This is a genomic window from Burkholderia sp. AU45251, from assembly GCF_030482905.1.
Taxonomy (GTDB): Bacteria; Pseudomonadota; Gammaproteobacteria; order Burkholderiales; family Burkholderiaceae; genus Burkholderia; species Burkholderia aenigmatica.
Genome location: NZ_JAUJQH010000001.1, coordinates 650,887 through 665,054, shown reverse-complemented (window position 1 = coordinate 665,054; position 14,168 = coordinate 650,887). Strand labels below are relative to the sequence as shown.

Sequence of the window (14,168 nt, the reverse complement as noted above, 5' to 3'; positions counted from 1 at the left end):
GATGATTCGCCCATCCAGAACGCTGCTCGGCGCGGCCGTCATTGCCGGCAGCACGCTCCTCGTCGGATGCCAGACCGACGCAGTCGCCACGTCGCCGAACGCGGCGCGCCCGGCCGATGCCAAGCCGGTGACCAGGACCGTCTATGTCGCGCCGCAATCCGCGCGCTGCACCGGCGTCGCGCCGATGGAGTGCCTGCAGGTGCGTAGCAGCCCGAGCGAGCCGTGGAGTCTGTGGTACGCCGGCATCGAAGGCTTCGCGTACCAGCCCGGTTACCTGTACACGCTTGAAATCGACGAATACCGCGTCGCGCAGCCGCCGGCCGACGGCTCGTCGATCCGCTGGGTGCTCAAGCGCGTCGTCGAGCGCCGTCCGGCGAACTGACGGCCACGCTCACGCGGACGGCCGCGCCGCCGCACTGGCCGGCGGCGCGGCCGTATCGATCCGCCGGAACACGACGGACGACAGCAGCGTCACCAAACCCATGCAGGCGAACGACAGCATGAACCCGTGCGCCATCGAGCCCCGATAGGCGGCAAACACGTTGACGAGGCCGCCGCCGATCGACACGCCGAGCCCCATCGCCAGCATCTGCATCATCGTGAACAGGCTGTTGCCGCTGCCGGCGTCGGCATGCGACAGCCCCTTGAGCGTCACGCCGTTCATCGCCGCGAACTGCATCGAGTTCGCGGCGCCGAACACGATCAGCAGCACGCCTTCCAGCACCGGCGCGGGTCGTGTCGACACCAGCGCGAACCCCGCGATCGCACACCCGACGATTCCCGTATTCACGACCAGAAATGCCGCGTAGCCGAAGCGCTTCACGAGCGGCGCGATCCAGCGTTTCGCGATGACGCCCGCGATCGCGGCCGGCAGCAGCATCAGCCCCGACTGCAGCGGCGTATAGCCGAGCTGCACCTGCATCAGCAGCGGCAGCATGAACGGCACCGAGCTCGTGCCGATCCGGCACAGCAGGTTGCCGAGCAGCCCCGAGCCGAAGTTCGGCTCGCGGAACAGCCCGAGCCGGAACAGCGGCTGCGCGCGGCGCCGCGCGTGCGGCAGGTAGGCAAGCGCGCTCGCCAGGCCGACGATGGCCAGCCCGGCCGACCACGCCGCGCGCTGCGCGGGCATCGGCGGATCGATCGCAAGCGACAGCGCGATCATCGCAACGGACAGCAGCGCGCAGCCGACGAAGTCGAACGGCGGCGGCTGCGTCAGCTGGTCGTGCGGCAGATAGCGCTGCACCGCGAGGAAGCCGACCACGCCGACCGGCACGTTGACGATGAACACCCAGTGCCACGAGATCGCCTGCGTGAGCCAGCCGCCGAGCGTCGGCCCGGCGATCGGCCCGAGCTGCGCGGCGACCGACACGAACGCGAGCGCCGACACGTACTGCTCGCCCGGCACGCGGCGCAGCACGGCGAGCCGCCCGATCGGCAGCAGCATCGACCCGCCGATGCCTTGCAGCGCGCGTGCGGCGACGAGTTGGCCGAGCGTATGCGATGCCGCGCAGCCGATCGACGCGAGCACGAACACGAGAATCGCGAGCGAGAACACGCGGCGCGTGCCGAACCGGTCGGCCAGCCAGCCGGACGCGGGCGTGAGCATCGCCATCGTCAGCGTATAGACGACCACGACGGGCTGCATCGCGAGCGGCGACGCGTGCAGGCTTTGTGCGATTGAAGGCAGGGCGGTGTTGACGATCGTCGTGTCGAGCGACTGCATGAAGAATGCAGCGGCGACGATCCAGAGCAGCGCGGTGTGTGTGGGTTCTCGGGACATGGCGAAATCGGTGGTGCAAAGGCCGGCGCGGGCGGCGCCTTGACGCGGTCGCACGGCGCCTGCCGGTCTTCAAGCGCTCGATGGTACCGATTCCGATGGTCATCGGGAAGCCGCCTGACGACGTTGACTGTCATCGGTGATGCCGATGACAATGCGGGATGCTCAATCCCGTCTGGCTCAAGACGTTCGCGACCGTCACGAACTGCCGCAGCTTCACCGAAGCGGGCCGGCAGCTCGGGCTCAATCAGTCGAGCGTCAGCGAACACATCCGTCGTCTCGAAGAGAGCGTCGGCCGGCGGCTGTTCGTGCGCGACACGCATTCGATCGCGATGACGGCCGACGGCGAGGCGCTGCTCGTGCATGCGAACGTGATCCTGCAGGCGTTGAACCGCGCGGAATCGCAATTCCGCAAGCCGAGGCTGCAAGGGCTGGTGCGGCTCGGCGCGCCGGACGATCTCGCGCTCGTCGCGTTGCCGGACGTGCTCGCCGGGTTTCGCGCCGCGCACCCGGACGTCGCGCTGGAGATCACCACCGGCATGACGAGCCGGCTCTACGAAGGGCTGGACGCGGGCGCGCTCGACCTGATGATCGGCAAGCGGCGGCTCGGCGAGCGGCGCGGCACGCCGCTCTTGCGCGCGCGGCTCGAATGGGTCGCGCGGCCCGGCACGGTCGTCGATCCGGAGCGGCCGCTGCCGCTCGTGCTGGTCGCCGAGCCGAGCGTGACGCGCGGGATCGTCCTGAACGCGCTCGCGGAGAAGGGGATCGGCTGGGAAGTCGTGTGTTCGAGCAGCAGCCAGCCGGGCTGCATCGCGGCCGCGCGCGCGGGGCTCGGCCTGACCGCGACGTCGCACTATTTGTCGACGCGCGGGCTTGCGCCGCTGGTCAACGGCGACGCGCTGCCCGTGCTGCCCGACATCGAATTCATCGCGCTGGCCGCGAAGCGGCTCAGCCAGCCGGCGCGCACGCTGCTCGAATTGCTGGAAGCGAGCGACCTGCGCGCGCCCGGCCCGGCCGCCTGACGCGGCCGACGGGCCGACGATCCGGCGCGCGGCGCCACGCGCCGGCGACCGCGAAGCCCGCCGGGCCGCGTGCGGCCATGTGCGGCCATGTGCATCAGGCGGCCCGTTTCTGCGAAATCACCAGCAGCGCGCCGTTCTTGTCCTCCAGCACCGCGCGGTATTCGTGCGGCCCGGCCTGCACGGGCACGCGCACCGATGCGCCGGCCTTCACGACCCGCGCCATCGCCGCATAGAGATCGTCGTCCTCGTCGACGCGCAGCGTCAGCGCCGGGCGCTCGACGATCTGCTCGTCGCCCGCGACCAGCGCGATCGTCAGCGGACCGCCGTCGAGTGCGCAATAGCGGTCGCCGTCGCGGAACTTCACGTTCAGGCCCAGGCCGTCGATGAACAGCGGCAGCGCCGTGTCGATGTCGGCGACCGGATACAGCAGCATGGATACCTTCATTCCCTCTCTCCCTTGTCGTTGGCCGGCGCATGCAAGGCGCCGCCGTTCGATGCTAGCGCGCGGTTCGCCGCGTCACGCAGTCCGATCGGATGACGGTGAAACCCCTCTGTCCCCGCAGGCGTACCGGTACTCCGAACAGACGATGCCCGCGCCCGTCCGCGCGCCGACACTCCCATTCGCGGACCGTCGCGCTTCGTCCGTATCGTGCGGGCGGGCTGCACGACCCCGACTCGTCCAACAACCATGGAGACGCACGCAATGAAGTTTTCCCTCATCTACGAAGCCCAGACCACCGACGCATCGCGCGAGGGCGACCACCGGGTATTCAAGGAGACGGTCGAACAGGCGCTGCTCGCCGAGCAGGTCGGCTTCGACACGATCTGGTGCGTGGAGCACACGTCGCTGACCAACTATGCGCACATGAGTGCGCCGGAAACCTTCCTTGCGTACCTGGCCGGCCGCACGACGCGCATCGGCCTCGGCCACGGCGTCGTGTGCCTGCCGCCGGCGATGAACCACCCGATCAAGGTCGCCGAGCGCGTCGCGCTGCTCGACATCCTGTCCGGCGGCCGCGTGCACTTCGGCGTCGGCAAGGGCGGCAGCCAGCAGGAGGCCGGCGCGTTCGGCTACGACCTCAACGAACTGCAGCCGATGATCGACGAATCGATGTACCTCGTGCCGAAGATGTTCGTGCAGGACGAGATCGAGCATGACGGCAAGTACATCAAGATTCCGAAGCGCCCGATCCACCCGAAGCCGTTCCAGGATCCGCACCCGCCGATGTACCTCGCGTGCACCAACACCGACGCGCTGCTGCGCGCCGGCCAGCGCGGGATGGGCGCGCTGGTGCTCGGCTTCGGCGGCCCCGACGAAGTCGCGAAGAAGAACGCCGTGTACCGCGAAGCGTGGGCGAACCGCAAGCCGGAAGACCAGGTCGGCTTCCGCCCGACCCAGCACCTCGCGGCGCTGTGCCCGACGGTCGTGATGGCAGACGGCCAGGCCGCCCGCAAGATCGGCATCCGCGGCCAGCGCTATTTCATGGAATCGCTCGCGTACTGGTACACGGGCGGCGAGCGTCCGGACCCGGCGAAGTGGGGCGACGATCTCGTGCAGGCCGACACCGGCGAGATGGTGATCCGCTCGCGCTTCGCGTCGGAGGAAGTCGTCGTGAACTTCGCCGACCCGGCGCTTGCGATGATGAACCCGAACCATGCGTACGGCACGGTGGACGACTGCATCGGCTATGTCGGCCGCCTGCAGGAAGCCGGCGTCGACGAAGTGCTGTTCCTGTGCCAGATGGGCACGGTGCCGCACGACGCGCAGATGGAGACGATCCGCAACATCGGCGAGCACGTGATCCCGTTCTTCAACCGCGAGAAGGAGCGCGCCTGCGCGTGATGCACCGGGCCGCGCCCGTCGTCCGGTCGGACGATGCGGCGCGGCGGCGCGAAGCCGACCATCGACGATGGCGAGCATCGCCCGCGGCCAGGCCGCGCCGAACAACTTTGAACGAGAGCGGGGCAGGCGCCGCGGCGCATCACCCGCTTCACAGGAGACATTCGTGCATCGCGACAACGATTCGAACGCACTGGCCGCCACGCTGATCGCCCGCGCCGAGGCGCTGGCGCCGACGCTCGCCGGCCGCGCCGCTCAGGCGGAAGCGCAGGGCCGCATCCCGGCCGAGACGATCGCCGACATGCAGGCCGCCGGCTTCTTCAAGGTGCTGCAGCCGAAACGCTACGGCGGCTACGAGCTCGATCCGCAGACCTTCTTCGACATCCAGATGGCACTGGCGCGCGGTTGCATGTCGACCGCGTGGGTGTACGGCGTCGTCGGCGTGCACAACTGGCAGCTCGCGCTGTTCGACGCGCGCGCGCAGCAGGACGTGTGGGGCAACGATCCGGCGACGCTGATCGCGTCGACCTACATGCCGGTCGGCCGCGTGACGCCGGTCGACGGCGGCTTTCGCCTGTCCGGCCACTGGAAGTTCTCGAGCGGCAGCGAGCTGTGCGAATGGGTGTTCCTCGGCGCGCTGGTGCCACCGGCCGAAGCCGGCCAGCCGCCCGAATACCGCACCTTCCTGCTGCCGGAAGCCGACTACCGGATCCAGCAGGACTGGGACGTGCTCGGCCTGCGCGCGACGGGCAGCCACGACATCGTCGTCGACGACGTGTTCGTGCCCGCGTACCGCACGCACAAGGCGATCGACGGAATGAAGGGGACGAGCCCCGGCCTGGCCGTCAACGATGCGCCGCTGTTCAAGCTGCCGTTCGCGCAGATCTTCGTGCGCGCGGTGTGCACGTCGTGCATCGGCGCGCTGCAGGGCGCGCTAGACGATTTCACCGGCTATGCGGCGACGCGCGTGTCGGCCAACAGCGGCGCGAAGACGACCGACGATCCGGGCGCGCAGGGCGCATGTGCGAACGCGGCCGTCGCGATCGACGAGATGCAGGTGCTGCTCAAGCGCAATTTCGCGGAGCTGATGGCGTCGGTCACGGGCGGGCCGGCCGTGTCGATCGAGCGCCGCGTGCATTTCCGCTACCAGTCGGCCCAGGTCGCCGAGCGCTGCGCGCAGGCCGCGAACGCGCTGCTGCGCTACGCGGGCGGCAACGGCATCTATCACCGCAATCCGCTGGTGCGCCGCTTCCTCGACCTGCACGCGGCCCGCGCGCACTACGCGAACAACGTGGACCGCTTCGGCCAGAATCTCGGCGCCGTGATGCTCGGCCGCGAGAACACCGACTTCTTCATCTGACGAGGCCGCGATGAACGACCCGCAAGCACAGCAATACGTGTTCGACGTGGTGGTGGTCGGCTCGGGCGCGGGCGCGCTGCTCGCCGCGTGCCGCGCGGCCGATCGCGGCCTGTCCGTCGTCGTGATCGAGAAGACGGCGCTGTACGGCGGCACGTCGGCCGTGTCGGGCGGCGGCATCTGGGTGCCGTGCAACCACCTTATCGCCGAGCTGGGCGCGACCGATTCGCGCGAGGCCGCGCGCGGCTACATCGAAGCGTGCGTGGCCGGCGAATCGACGCCCGAGAAAATCGACGCGTATCTCGACCGCGCGCCGGAGATGCTGCGCTACCTGGAATCGAAGACGCCGGTACGTTACCAGTCGCTGCCGAAGTACGCGGACTATTTCCAGAAGGTGCCGGGCGCGATGCCGGGCTACCGCGCGCTCGATCCGCTGCCGTTCGACGGCGGGCTGCTCGGCGACGAGTTCGACCGGCTGCGGCCGCCGTCGCCGGGCACGCTGATCGGCGGGCGCGTCGCGGTGACGTCGAAGGAAGCGCACACGCTGTTCTCGCGCGGGCCCGGCTTCATGAAGCTCGCGATCGCGCAGTTCGGCCGCTACTGGCTCGATATCGGGATGCGCCGCCGCACGCGGCGCGACCGGCGCCTGACGCTCGGCAATGCGCTGATCGGCGGGCTGCGCCGCGCGCTGCTCGACCGCAACGTGCCCATTTGGCTCGACACGCCGATGCGCGACCTGCTCGACGTGGGCGGCCGCGTGACGGGCGTGCGCGCGCAGCGCTTCGGACAGCCCGTGACGATTACCGCGCGACGCGGCGTGATCCTCGGCGCGGGCGGTTTCGAGCGCAACCAGCCGATGCGCGAGCGCTACCTGCCGCAGCCGACGCAGGCGCGGTGGAGTGCGACGCCGCCGGCCAATACCGGCGACGCGATCGCCGAAGGCCACCGGCTCGGCGGCGCGCTGGCGCTGATGGCGCACGTATGGGGCGCGCCGACGGTCGGCGTCGCGGGCGAGGAGAAGCAGCGCGCGCTGTTCGTCGAACGCAACCTGCCGGGTTGCGTGATCGTGAACCGCCTCGGCAAGCGCTTCGTCAACGAAGCCGCGCCGTATTCCGAATTCGTGCCGGCGATGTATCGCGACCACGCACATACCGGTGCGAGCGTGCCGGCGTGGATGGTGTTCGACGCACGGTTTCGCCGCAAGTATCCGTGCGGGCCGATCATGCCGGCATCGATGATGCCCGATACGAAGATTCCCGCCGCGTTTCGCGACGTGCTCGTGAAAGCCGACACGATCGACGCGCTCGCCGCGCGCATCGGCGTCGACGCGGCCGGCCTGCACGACACGCTGCGCGACATGGCGCGCTATGCGGTCACCGGGATCGACGAAGCGTTCGGCAAGGGCGACAACCTGTTCGACACGTACTACGGCGACCCGCAGAACCAGCCGAACCCGTGCCTCGGGCCGGTCGACCAGGCGCCGTTCTACGCGGTGCGGATCGACGCGGGCGACATCGGCACGAAGGGCGGGCTCGTCACCGACGAGCACGCCCGCGTGCTGCGCGCCGACGGTGAGCCGATCGATGGCCTCTATGCGATCGGCAACACCAGCGCATCGATGATGGGCGCGAGCTACCCCGGCGCGGGCTCGACGCTCGGTCCGGCGATGACCTTCGGGTATCTCGCCGCCGACCACCTGGCTGCTCGCGCAGCCGACGCCGGCGGCCAGCCCGCCCGGCCATCCACGACTGAACTTGACGGAGTCCGATCATGAGCGATCTCACCACCCATCCGCTGCGTACCGACATGCTGCTCGCGATGCGTCGCCTCGCGCGCTCCGTCACGGTCATCAGCAGCGCGCACGACGGCCGGCGCTATTCGATGTCCGCGACGGCGGTCGATTCGCTGTCGACCGATCCGCCTTCGCTGCTGATCTGCATCAACCGCAGCGCGTCGCTGTATCCGCCGCTCGACGCGGGCGCCGGGTTCTGCGTGAACGTGTTGTCGGCGGCCCACGAAGGCATCGCGATCGACTGCAGCGGCCGCCTGAAGGGCGAGGCGCGCTTCACGACCGGCGACTGGCACACGTCGGCGCACGGCGTGCCGTATCTGCGCGACGCGCAGGCGAACCTCGTGTGCGAGCAGGACGGCCGGTTCGAATACGGCACGCATACGGTGTTCATCGGCCGCATTCGCGAGGTGCTGATGAGCGGCGACGTCGATCCGCTCGTCTACCTCGACGGTGCGTACACGACGCCCGGCGCGCCGCTGGCCCGTGCGGCCGCGTGACGTGAGGAGCCGGCCATGAGCGATTCGCGCTTCCATCGGCTGACCGTGGCCGACGTGATTGCCGAAAGCGACGACGCGTGCTCGTTCGTGTTCGACGTGCCGGCCGCGTTGCGTGATGCATTCGCATACCGGCCCGGTCAGTTCCTGACGCTGAACGTGCCCTGTGCGGATGCGACCGTCGCGCGCTGCTACTCGCTGTCGAGCGCGCCCGGCATCGACGCCGCGCCGAAGATCACCGTCAAGCGCGTGCGCGACGGCCGCGCATCGAACTGGCTGTGCGACCGTGTGAAGGCAGGCGACGCGCTCGACGTGCTGCCGCCGGCCGGCGTGTTCACGCCGCGCACGCTCGATGGCGACCTGCTGCTGTTCGCGGGCGGCAGCGGCATCACGCCGGTGCTGTCGATCCTGAAATCGGCGCTCGTGCACGGACGCGGGATGCTGACGCTGATCTATGCGAACCGCGACGAACGCTCGGTGATTTTTCGCGACGAACTGCAGCAGCTCGCGCAGCGCCACCCGGGCCGCATGCGCGTGATCCACTGGCTCGACAGCGTGCAGGGCATCCCGCAGCAGCGCCATCTCGAGGAACTCGCGCGGCCGTTCAGCCAGCAGGAGACCTTCATCTGCGGGCCGGCGCTGTTCATGGAGAATGCGCTGGCCGCGATGCTCGGCCTTGGATTGCCGCGTTCGCGCGTGCATGTGGAGCGTTTTGCGTCGCTGCCCGATGCGCCGGCACAGGCTGCTGATACGGCTACGTCGAGCGCAGCGGGGGCCGCAGCGTCCGGCGACGGCGCGGCGATCGAGACGGTGCTCGACGGCGACGCGTTCGCGTTCGACAGCGCGCCCGGCGAAACGCTGCTCGACGCGATGCTGCGCGCGGGCGTGCCGGCGCCGAATTCGTGCCGGATGGGGCAATGCGGCGCGTGCATGTGCCGGATCGAGCGCGGCGAGGTGGCGCTCGACAGCAACCACGTCCTCGACGCCGACGAGATCGCGGCCGGCTGGACGCTCGCCTGTTGTGCACGGCCTGCGAGTGACGCGCTGCGCGTGGTGTTTCCCGACTGAGCCGTGGCGCGCCGGCGGCGCGCACGGCCACCTGATGCCTATGACGATGGACAACGAAATCCTGACCACGCCCGCGCTGATCGCACGGGCAGCCGCGCGCCACGGCGCGCATCCGGCGATCGAATCGGCGCATGGCCGGCTGACTTACGCGGAACTCGACGCGGCACGCGTCGACGCGGCCCGCGCGCTGCTCGCGAGCGGCATCGCGGCCGGCGACCGCATCGCGGTGTGGGCGCCGAACCTGCCGCAATGGATCGTCGCGGCGCTGGCGATCCACACCGTCGGCGCGATCCTCGTGCCGGTCAATACGCGGATGAAAGGGATGGAGGTGGGCGGCATTCTGCACGACGGCGGTGCACGGCTGCTGTTCTGCTGCGGCACCTTCCTCGGCGAATCCTACCCGGCGATGCTCGCGCCGCACCGGCCCGCGACGCTCGAGCGCGTCGTCGTGTTCGATGGCGAGCCGCCTTCAGGCGTGAGCGACGAAACCTGGAGCGCGTTCCTCGCGCGTGGCGCCGACGTGCCGCTGGCCGCGGTGCGCGAACGCGAGGCCCAGGTGACGCCCGACACCGTGATGGATCTGATGTTCACGTCCGGCACGACGGGCCGCCCGAAGGGCGTGATGACCGCGCACGGCCAGAACCTGCGCGCTGCGCAGGCATGGGCGGCAATCGCCGGCGTGCGGCCCGACGACCGCTACCTGATCGTCAATCCGTTCTTCCATACGTTCGGCTACAAGGCCGGCTGGCTCGCCGCGCTGGCGAGCGGTGCGACCGTGCTGCCGCACCTCGTGTTCCAGCCGGCCGACGTGCTGCGGCGCGTCGCCGACGACCGCATCTCGGTGCTGCCCGGCCCGCCGACGCTGTACTACGCGCTGCTCGACGCATCCGATCGCGCGACGCGCGACCTGTCGTCGCTGCGGATCGCGGTCACGGGCGCGGCGGCGATCGCGCCGAGCCTGATCGAGCGGATGCGCGCGGAGCTCGGCTTCGAGACGGTGCTGACCGGCTACGGGCTGACCGAATCGTGCGGTTTCGCGACGCTGTGCCGTCAAGGCGACGATGCGGAGACGGTCGCCTATACGTCTGGCCGCCCGATGCCGGATGTCGAATTGCGCATCGCGGGGCCGGGCGGCGCGCCGCTCGGGCCGGACGAGACCGGCGAGATCTGGGTGCGCGGCTACAACGTGATGCGCGGTTACTTCAACCAGCCGGACGCAACGCGCGAGACCGTCGATGCGGACGGCTGGCTGCATACGGGCGATCTCGGCTGTGTCGATGCGAACGGCAACCTGAAGATCACCGACCGCATCAAGGACATGTTCATCGTCGGCGGCTTCAACTGCTATCCGGCCGAGATCGAGCGGCTGCTCGCCGCGCACCCGGCGATCGCGCAGGTGGCGCTGGTCGGCGTGCCCGATACGCGGCTCGGCGAAGTCGGGCACGCGTATGTCGTGCTGCGGCCGGGCGCGCATGCGGACGCCGGCGAACTGAACGACTGGGCGCGCCGCAACATGGCGAACTACAAGGTGCCGCGGCATTTCACGTTCGTCGAGCAACTGCCGACGAGCGCGGCCGGGAAGGTGCTGAAGTACCGTCTGCGGACGGGGATCGAGGCGGCGGCCTGAGCGCCGCCGCGACACACGAACGGGATGAACGCATGAACGACAACGGGTTTCCGCCGGGCGCGGTGCTGGTGTTCGGCGGCAGTGGCGGGATCGGGCAGGGGGTTGCGCTCGAGTTTGCGCGCGCCGGCGTGCCGGTCGCGGTGGGCTACCGCAGCAAGGCGGACGTGGCCGAGCGCGTCGCGCGCGACATTCGCGGCGCAGGCGTCGCGGCCACCACGCACTGCGTGGACGTGACCGATTCCGCCCAGGTCGACGCGGCGCTCGCGGCTGCAATCGGCGCGCACGGCCGCGTGCACACGGTCGTCTGGGCGGCCGGGCCGTTCGTGAACCAGCGTCATATCGGCGACATGACGCACGACGATTGGCGCCGCGCGATCGACGTCGAGACGATCGGCTTCTTCGTGGCGGCGAAAGCCGCGCTGCCGCACTTCCGCGCGTCGGGCGGCGGATCGTTCGTGACGCTCGGGTCGGCCGGGCACCTGCGCTGGCCCGACCGAGACGGGCTGTCGGTCGCGCCGAAGGCGGCGAACGAGGCGCTGGTCAAGGGGCTGGCACGCGAGGAGGGGCGTTACGACATTCGCGCGAATTCGATCCTGGTCGGCGTGATCGAGGCCGGGATGTTTCCGGTGCTGCTCGAACAGGGACAGTTCGACCAGGCGTGGATCGACGAAACGCAGAAGATGCTCGCGCTCAAGCGCTGGGGGAAGGCGCACGACGTCGGGCGGGCGGCGGTGTTCCTGGCGTCGGACCGGGCCAATTACATTACCGGGCAGCAGTTGAATGTGTCAGGCGGGTATGGGCTGTGACGGTTGAGGTGCTGCGGGCAAGGCAGTGCGCGCCCGCGATTCCGATAGGGCGCTGCAGCGATGCCTGCCCCATGAGCGAGGAGCAGGCATCGTGTGCCCGTCATGTCGGCTTGCGTATTTCAGTGACAGACCGCTTCGTGTCAGCGTCGACGCGGGGAAACCCGAGGGTCGCGATCACCACGCCAGCGGTGCCGGCTCCGTTTTCCAGAACAGCCAGCGCCGGCGTTCGAGATGCATGCCGTTGCCGATCTGGTATGGCTGCTGCCGCCCGGCATCCAGTTCGATAATCGACACGTAGCCCGCACAGGTCGAGACGACGAGCGTTCGGCCGTCGTCCGATAGATCCATGTCGCAGATCGTCGAGCCGACGAAATGTTGCCAACGGGCGTTGCCGTCCGTGTCGACCGCGCGCAGATAGCCGCCGGCATCGCCGAGGATGAATTCGTCGCGACGCGCGGCAGACGCGTAGACGCGTGCGTTGCCCTCGATCACTTTTACGCCGTCTGCGTCCTCGTAGAAATCCGAGTGCAGCCCGGGAAGCTTGTCGACCTGTACGCCGATCGTTGCGCCGTTGTAAAAGTGGCAGGCGTTCAGCGCGAGCACGCTGCCGTCGGCGCTGAACACGGCATGGTGCGGATACTCGCCGTGCGGGCCGACTGTCGCGATGCATTGCAAGCGGGCGTCGAATACCCGATGCTCGCCGTCCTGCGCACCGACTGCAATGAGCGATCCGTCCGAAGACAGCGCGCCGTGCTCCATGTCGAGCGACACGTCGGGCGCGTCGTCCGGATAGTTCTTGCGGAGCCAGTCGAAATGCTCCTGCATTTGCTCTTGGGTCGGCAGGAGCAAATGCGCGCGTTGTTCGTCCAGAACGTATGTGCCGTCGGCGGAGACCAGCAGCACGCGCTTGCCGTCCGGAAACGGGATGAGCCGGGTCGGCTTCGGGTGCGTTTCGCGCGGCGGGACGTCGAACCCCTCCGGTACGCCTTCCTGGCCCGTCGGCCAGGGGCACCATGCAACACGCGGCCCTTGCCAGCCGTCCGTCACCTCGACGCCTTGCTCGCGTGCGACGGCGAAGAAACGCCGGCGCGGGCAGCGGCCGAAGAAGAGGACGTCCGGGATGTCGGTGATCGTGTCGCCGTCGATATGCAGAACCTTGCCAGGTTCGTACGTTGCACCGAGGCGCACGAGGATGCCACCGTCACGCAGCGCGAGCACGGCCGCAATGCTCTGCGCGTTTTCCTCCAGCAACGGCATCAACGGTTCATGCGCGAGCGGCCATTGTGCCCGGATGTCCTTTCGCTCGGAGGACGCATTGGCTTCGCGAAGCGATGCCAGCAAGGCAGGCAGCAGGTCGTCGCTGTTCGCGAATTCGGGGGCATCGCCGGCCTCGTCCCAGCCTTTGGCGAGCCCGGTTGCCACGTAACGGTTGATCTCTTCGGCGTAGTCGAGCACGCGGTGTTGCCATAGCGCTTGCGCTTCGTCCTGGTTCATTCGGTTTCTCTCGGATTGGATCGGCGTTGGTTCGACGCCGTTGGTTTTTTGTAGACGGGTTCAGCCATTCGGACAACCGGCGTGGCCCGTTGCGACATGCGCCGGCCGATTCTACCGTCATGCCGTGACATTCAATTCGATGGACTTGCCCAGGGCACGCTCTCGGCCCGGGTATGGGGTGTAGCGGGGTGCGGAAATGCGTGGTCGAGCGATTGCGCTCCCGTATCGAGCTTCATCGGCGCCGACATTACCTGTCTTTCCCGCTCTTGAAATCGTTTACGACACGGGTCGATCTGTCGACCGGTTCCCGCCCATCGTTTCGGCTCGCTTATCTCCCCGGTGCACGGCGCGGACAAGATGGATGCGCACGCATCGGTATTCACCCTGCATCGCCACGCGCGATCGCACATCGGCCTCGCGCGCGACCGGCGCGAGGTCACATTCTTGCAACGCATTCTTCAATGCATTGCGCCGCACGCGTTCGACGACAACGACGACACGCATGCGCTGAAGGCCGTCCCGCCTCGTTCGGCACGCGTTGCGGCACCGATGCGCGGCGCGGCGGATCGCGTGTCCCGGCATCGACCGCCGAATATGGATGCGCGCCTGAAACATTTCCTCCTGTTGCAGCCCGCGCGACCTTCCGTGTTTTGCGGTGACGCTTGTCCCGCATCGGTTTGCGCCGCATGGCACGCGCTTTGCGGTTGACCCGGTGCCGCCGGTGCAAACGAAATGGGCAACAACGATGAACGCATCGTCGGCATGCAACGACATCGAAACAATCGGGGAATCGGATCGGGCCGCGGGCGCCGCGTGGGGTGGCGCACCTGCCGCGCATGTCGTATCGGCCATGTGCACGGGGCAACGCGTGCCCGATCCGTAGAACAGCAA

The 14,168-nt window shown here is 69.0% G+C and carries 13 protein-coding genes; 9 read left to right on the top strand and 4 right to left on the bottom strand.

Annotated features, from left to right (window positions below; genetic code table 11):
* Position 1 precedes the first annotated feature (1 nt).
* Positions 2 to 382, top strand: coding sequence for a DUF4377 domain-containing protein (locus QZM67_RS02925; protein WP_301800708.1), 381 nt, complete (start codon positions 2 to 4; stop codon positions 380 to 382).
* A gap of 9 nt (positions 383 to 391) precedes the next feature.
* On the opposite strand, the gene QZM67_RS02920 is transcribed toward QZM67_RS02925, so the two are convergent.
* Positions 392 to 1,780: a DHA2 family efflux MFS transporter permease subunit gene (locus QZM67_RS02920; protein WP_301800707.1), complete on the bottom strand. Its 1,389-nt coding sequence runs from the start codon at positions 1,778 to 1,780 to the stop codon at positions 392 to 394.
* A 158-nt stretch (positions 1,781 to 1,938) separates the two neighbouring features.
* On the opposite strand from QZM67_RS02920, the gene QZM67_RS02915 reads away from it, so the two are divergent.
* Positions 1,939 to 2,799 (top strand): LysR family transcriptional regulator, encoded by an 861-nt coding sequence (locus tag QZM67_RS02915; protein WP_301800706.1) that lies wholly within the window; start codon positions 1,939 to 1,941, stop codon positions 2,797 to 2,799.
* A gap of 94 nt (positions 2,800 to 2,893) precedes the next feature.
* On the opposite strand, the gene QZM67_RS02910 is transcribed toward QZM67_RS02915, so the two are convergent.
* A complete protein-coding gene (locus tag QZM67_RS02910) occupies positions 2,894 to 3,244 on the bottom strand; it encodes a VOC family protein (protein WP_301800704.1) in 351 nt (116 codons plus the stop codon).
* 258 nt (positions 3,245 to 3,502) lie between these two features.
* Here QZM67_RS02910 and QZM67_RS02905 point away from each other — a divergent pair, with 258 nt between their 5' ends.
* The 7 genes from QZM67_RS02905 to QZM67_RS02875 all read left to right on the top strand — a co-directional run bounded on the left by QZM67_RS02905 (position 3,503) and on the right by QZM67_RS02875 (position 11,783).
* Positions 3,503 to 4,642, top strand: coding sequence for an LLM class flavin-dependent oxidoreductase (locus tag QZM67_RS02905; RefSeq protein WP_069252948.1), 1,140 nt, complete (start codon positions 3,503 to 3,505; stop codon positions 4,640 to 4,642).
* Between the two features lie 163 nt (positions 4,643 to 4,805).
* Positions 4,806 to 5,999, top strand: a complete 1,194-nt coding sequence (locus tag QZM67_RS02900; RefSeq protein WP_301800701.1) for an acyl-CoA dehydrogenase family protein — start codon at positions 4,806 to 4,808, stop codon at positions 5,997 to 5,999.
* 10 nt (positions 6,000 to 6,009) lie between these two features.
* Positions 6,010 to 7,770: an FAD-dependent oxidoreductase gene (locus tag QZM67_RS02895; RefSeq protein ID WP_301800699.1), complete on the top strand. Its 1,761-nt coding sequence runs from the start codon at positions 6,010 to 6,012 to the stop codon at positions 7,768 to 7,770.
* Positions 7,767 to 8,285, top strand: coding sequence for a flavin reductase family protein (locus QZM67_RS02890; RefSeq protein ID WP_122949524.1), 519 nt, complete (start codon positions 7,767 to 7,769; stop codon positions 8,283 to 8,285). Before QZM67_RS02895 ends, QZM67_RS02890 begins: the two co-directional genes overlap by 4 nt.
* Positions 8,286 to 8,300: 15 nt before the next feature.
* A complete protein-coding gene (locus tag QZM67_RS02885; protein WP_301800698.1) occupies positions 8,301 to 9,350 on the top strand; it encodes a ferredoxin--NADP reductase in 1,050 nt (349 codons plus the stop codon).
* A gap of 40 nt (positions 9,351 to 9,390) precedes the next feature.
* Positions 9,391 to 10,977 carry a FadD3 family acyl-CoA ligase gene (locus QZM67_RS02880; RefSeq protein WP_301800696.1) on the top strand — a complete coding sequence of 529 codons (1,587 nt, stop codon included), beginning with the start codon at positions 9,391 to 9,393 and terminating at the stop codon, positions 10,975 to 10,977.
* 32 nt (positions 10,978 to 11,009) lie between these two features.
* Positions 11,010 to 11,783 (top strand): SDR family NAD(P)-dependent oxidoreductase, encoded by a 774-nt coding sequence (locus QZM67_RS02875; protein WP_301800695.1) that lies wholly within the window; start codon positions 11,010 to 11,012, stop codon positions 11,781 to 11,783.
* Positions 11,784 to 11,957: 174 nt separating this feature from the next.
* Here the strand turns inward: QZM67_RS02875 and QZM67_RS02870 are convergent, their stop codons facing one another.
* The gene (locus tag QZM67_RS02870; protein ID WP_301800694.1) at positions 11,958 to 13,277 is read right to left on the bottom strand and encodes a WD40 repeat domain-containing protein; all 1,320 of its coding nucleotides are present in this window, start codon (positions 13,275 to 13,277) and stop codon (positions 11,958 to 11,960) included.
* A 276-nt stretch (positions 13,278 to 13,553) separates the two neighbouring features.
* Positions 13,554 to 14,051 (bottom strand): hypothetical protein, encoded by a 498-nt coding sequence (locus tag QZM67_RS02865; protein WP_301800692.1) that lies wholly within the window; start codon positions 14,049 to 14,051, stop codon positions 13,554 to 13,556.
* Positions 14,052 to 14,168 lie beyond the last annotated feature (117 nt).

Coding starts and splice junctions, on each gene's coding strand:
- QZM67_RS02925 (WP_301800708.1), top strand. CDS start 2: ATGATTCGCCCATCCAGAACGCTGCTCGGCGCGGCCGTCATTGCCGGC.
- QZM67_RS02920 (WP_301800707.1), bottom strand. CDS start 1,780: ATGTCCCGAGAACCCACACACACCGCGCTGCTCTGGATCGTCGCCGCT.
- QZM67_RS02915 (WP_301800706.1), top strand. CDS start 1,939: ATGCTCAATCCCGTCTGGCTCAAGACGTTCGCGACCGTCACGAACTGC.
- QZM67_RS02910 (WP_301800704.1), bottom strand. CDS start 3,244: ATGAAGGTATCCATGCTGCTGTATCCGGTCGCCGACATCGACACGGCG.
- QZM67_RS02905 (WP_069252948.1), top strand. CDS start 3,503: ATGAAGTTTTCCCTCATCTACGAAGCCCAGACCACCGACGCATCGCGC.
- QZM67_RS02895 (WP_301800699.1), top strand. CDS start 6,010: ATGAACGACCCGCAAGCACAGCAATACGTGTTCGACGTGGTGGTGGTC.
- QZM67_RS02890 (WP_122949524.1), top strand. CDS start 7,767: ATGAGCGATCTCACCACCCATCCGCTGCGTACCGACATGCTGCTCGCG.
- QZM67_RS02885 (WP_301800698.1), top strand. CDS start 8,301: ATGAGCGATTCGCGCTTCCATCGGCTGACCGTGGCCGACGTGATTGCC.
- QZM67_RS02880 (WP_301800696.1), top strand. CDS start 9,391: ATGACGATGGACAACGAAATCCTGACCACGCCCGCGCTGATCGCACGG.
- QZM67_RS02875 (WP_301800695.1), top strand. CDS start 11,010: ATGAACGACAACGGGTTTCCGCCGGGCGCGGTGCTGGTGTTCGGCGGC.
- QZM67_RS02870 (WP_301800694.1), bottom strand. CDS start 13,277: ATGAACCAGGACGAAGCGCAAGCGCTATGGCAACACCGCGTGCTCGAC.
- QZM67_RS02865 (WP_301800692.1), bottom strand. CDS start 14,051: ATGTCGTTGCATGCCGACGATGCGTTCATCGTTGTTGCCCATTTCGTT.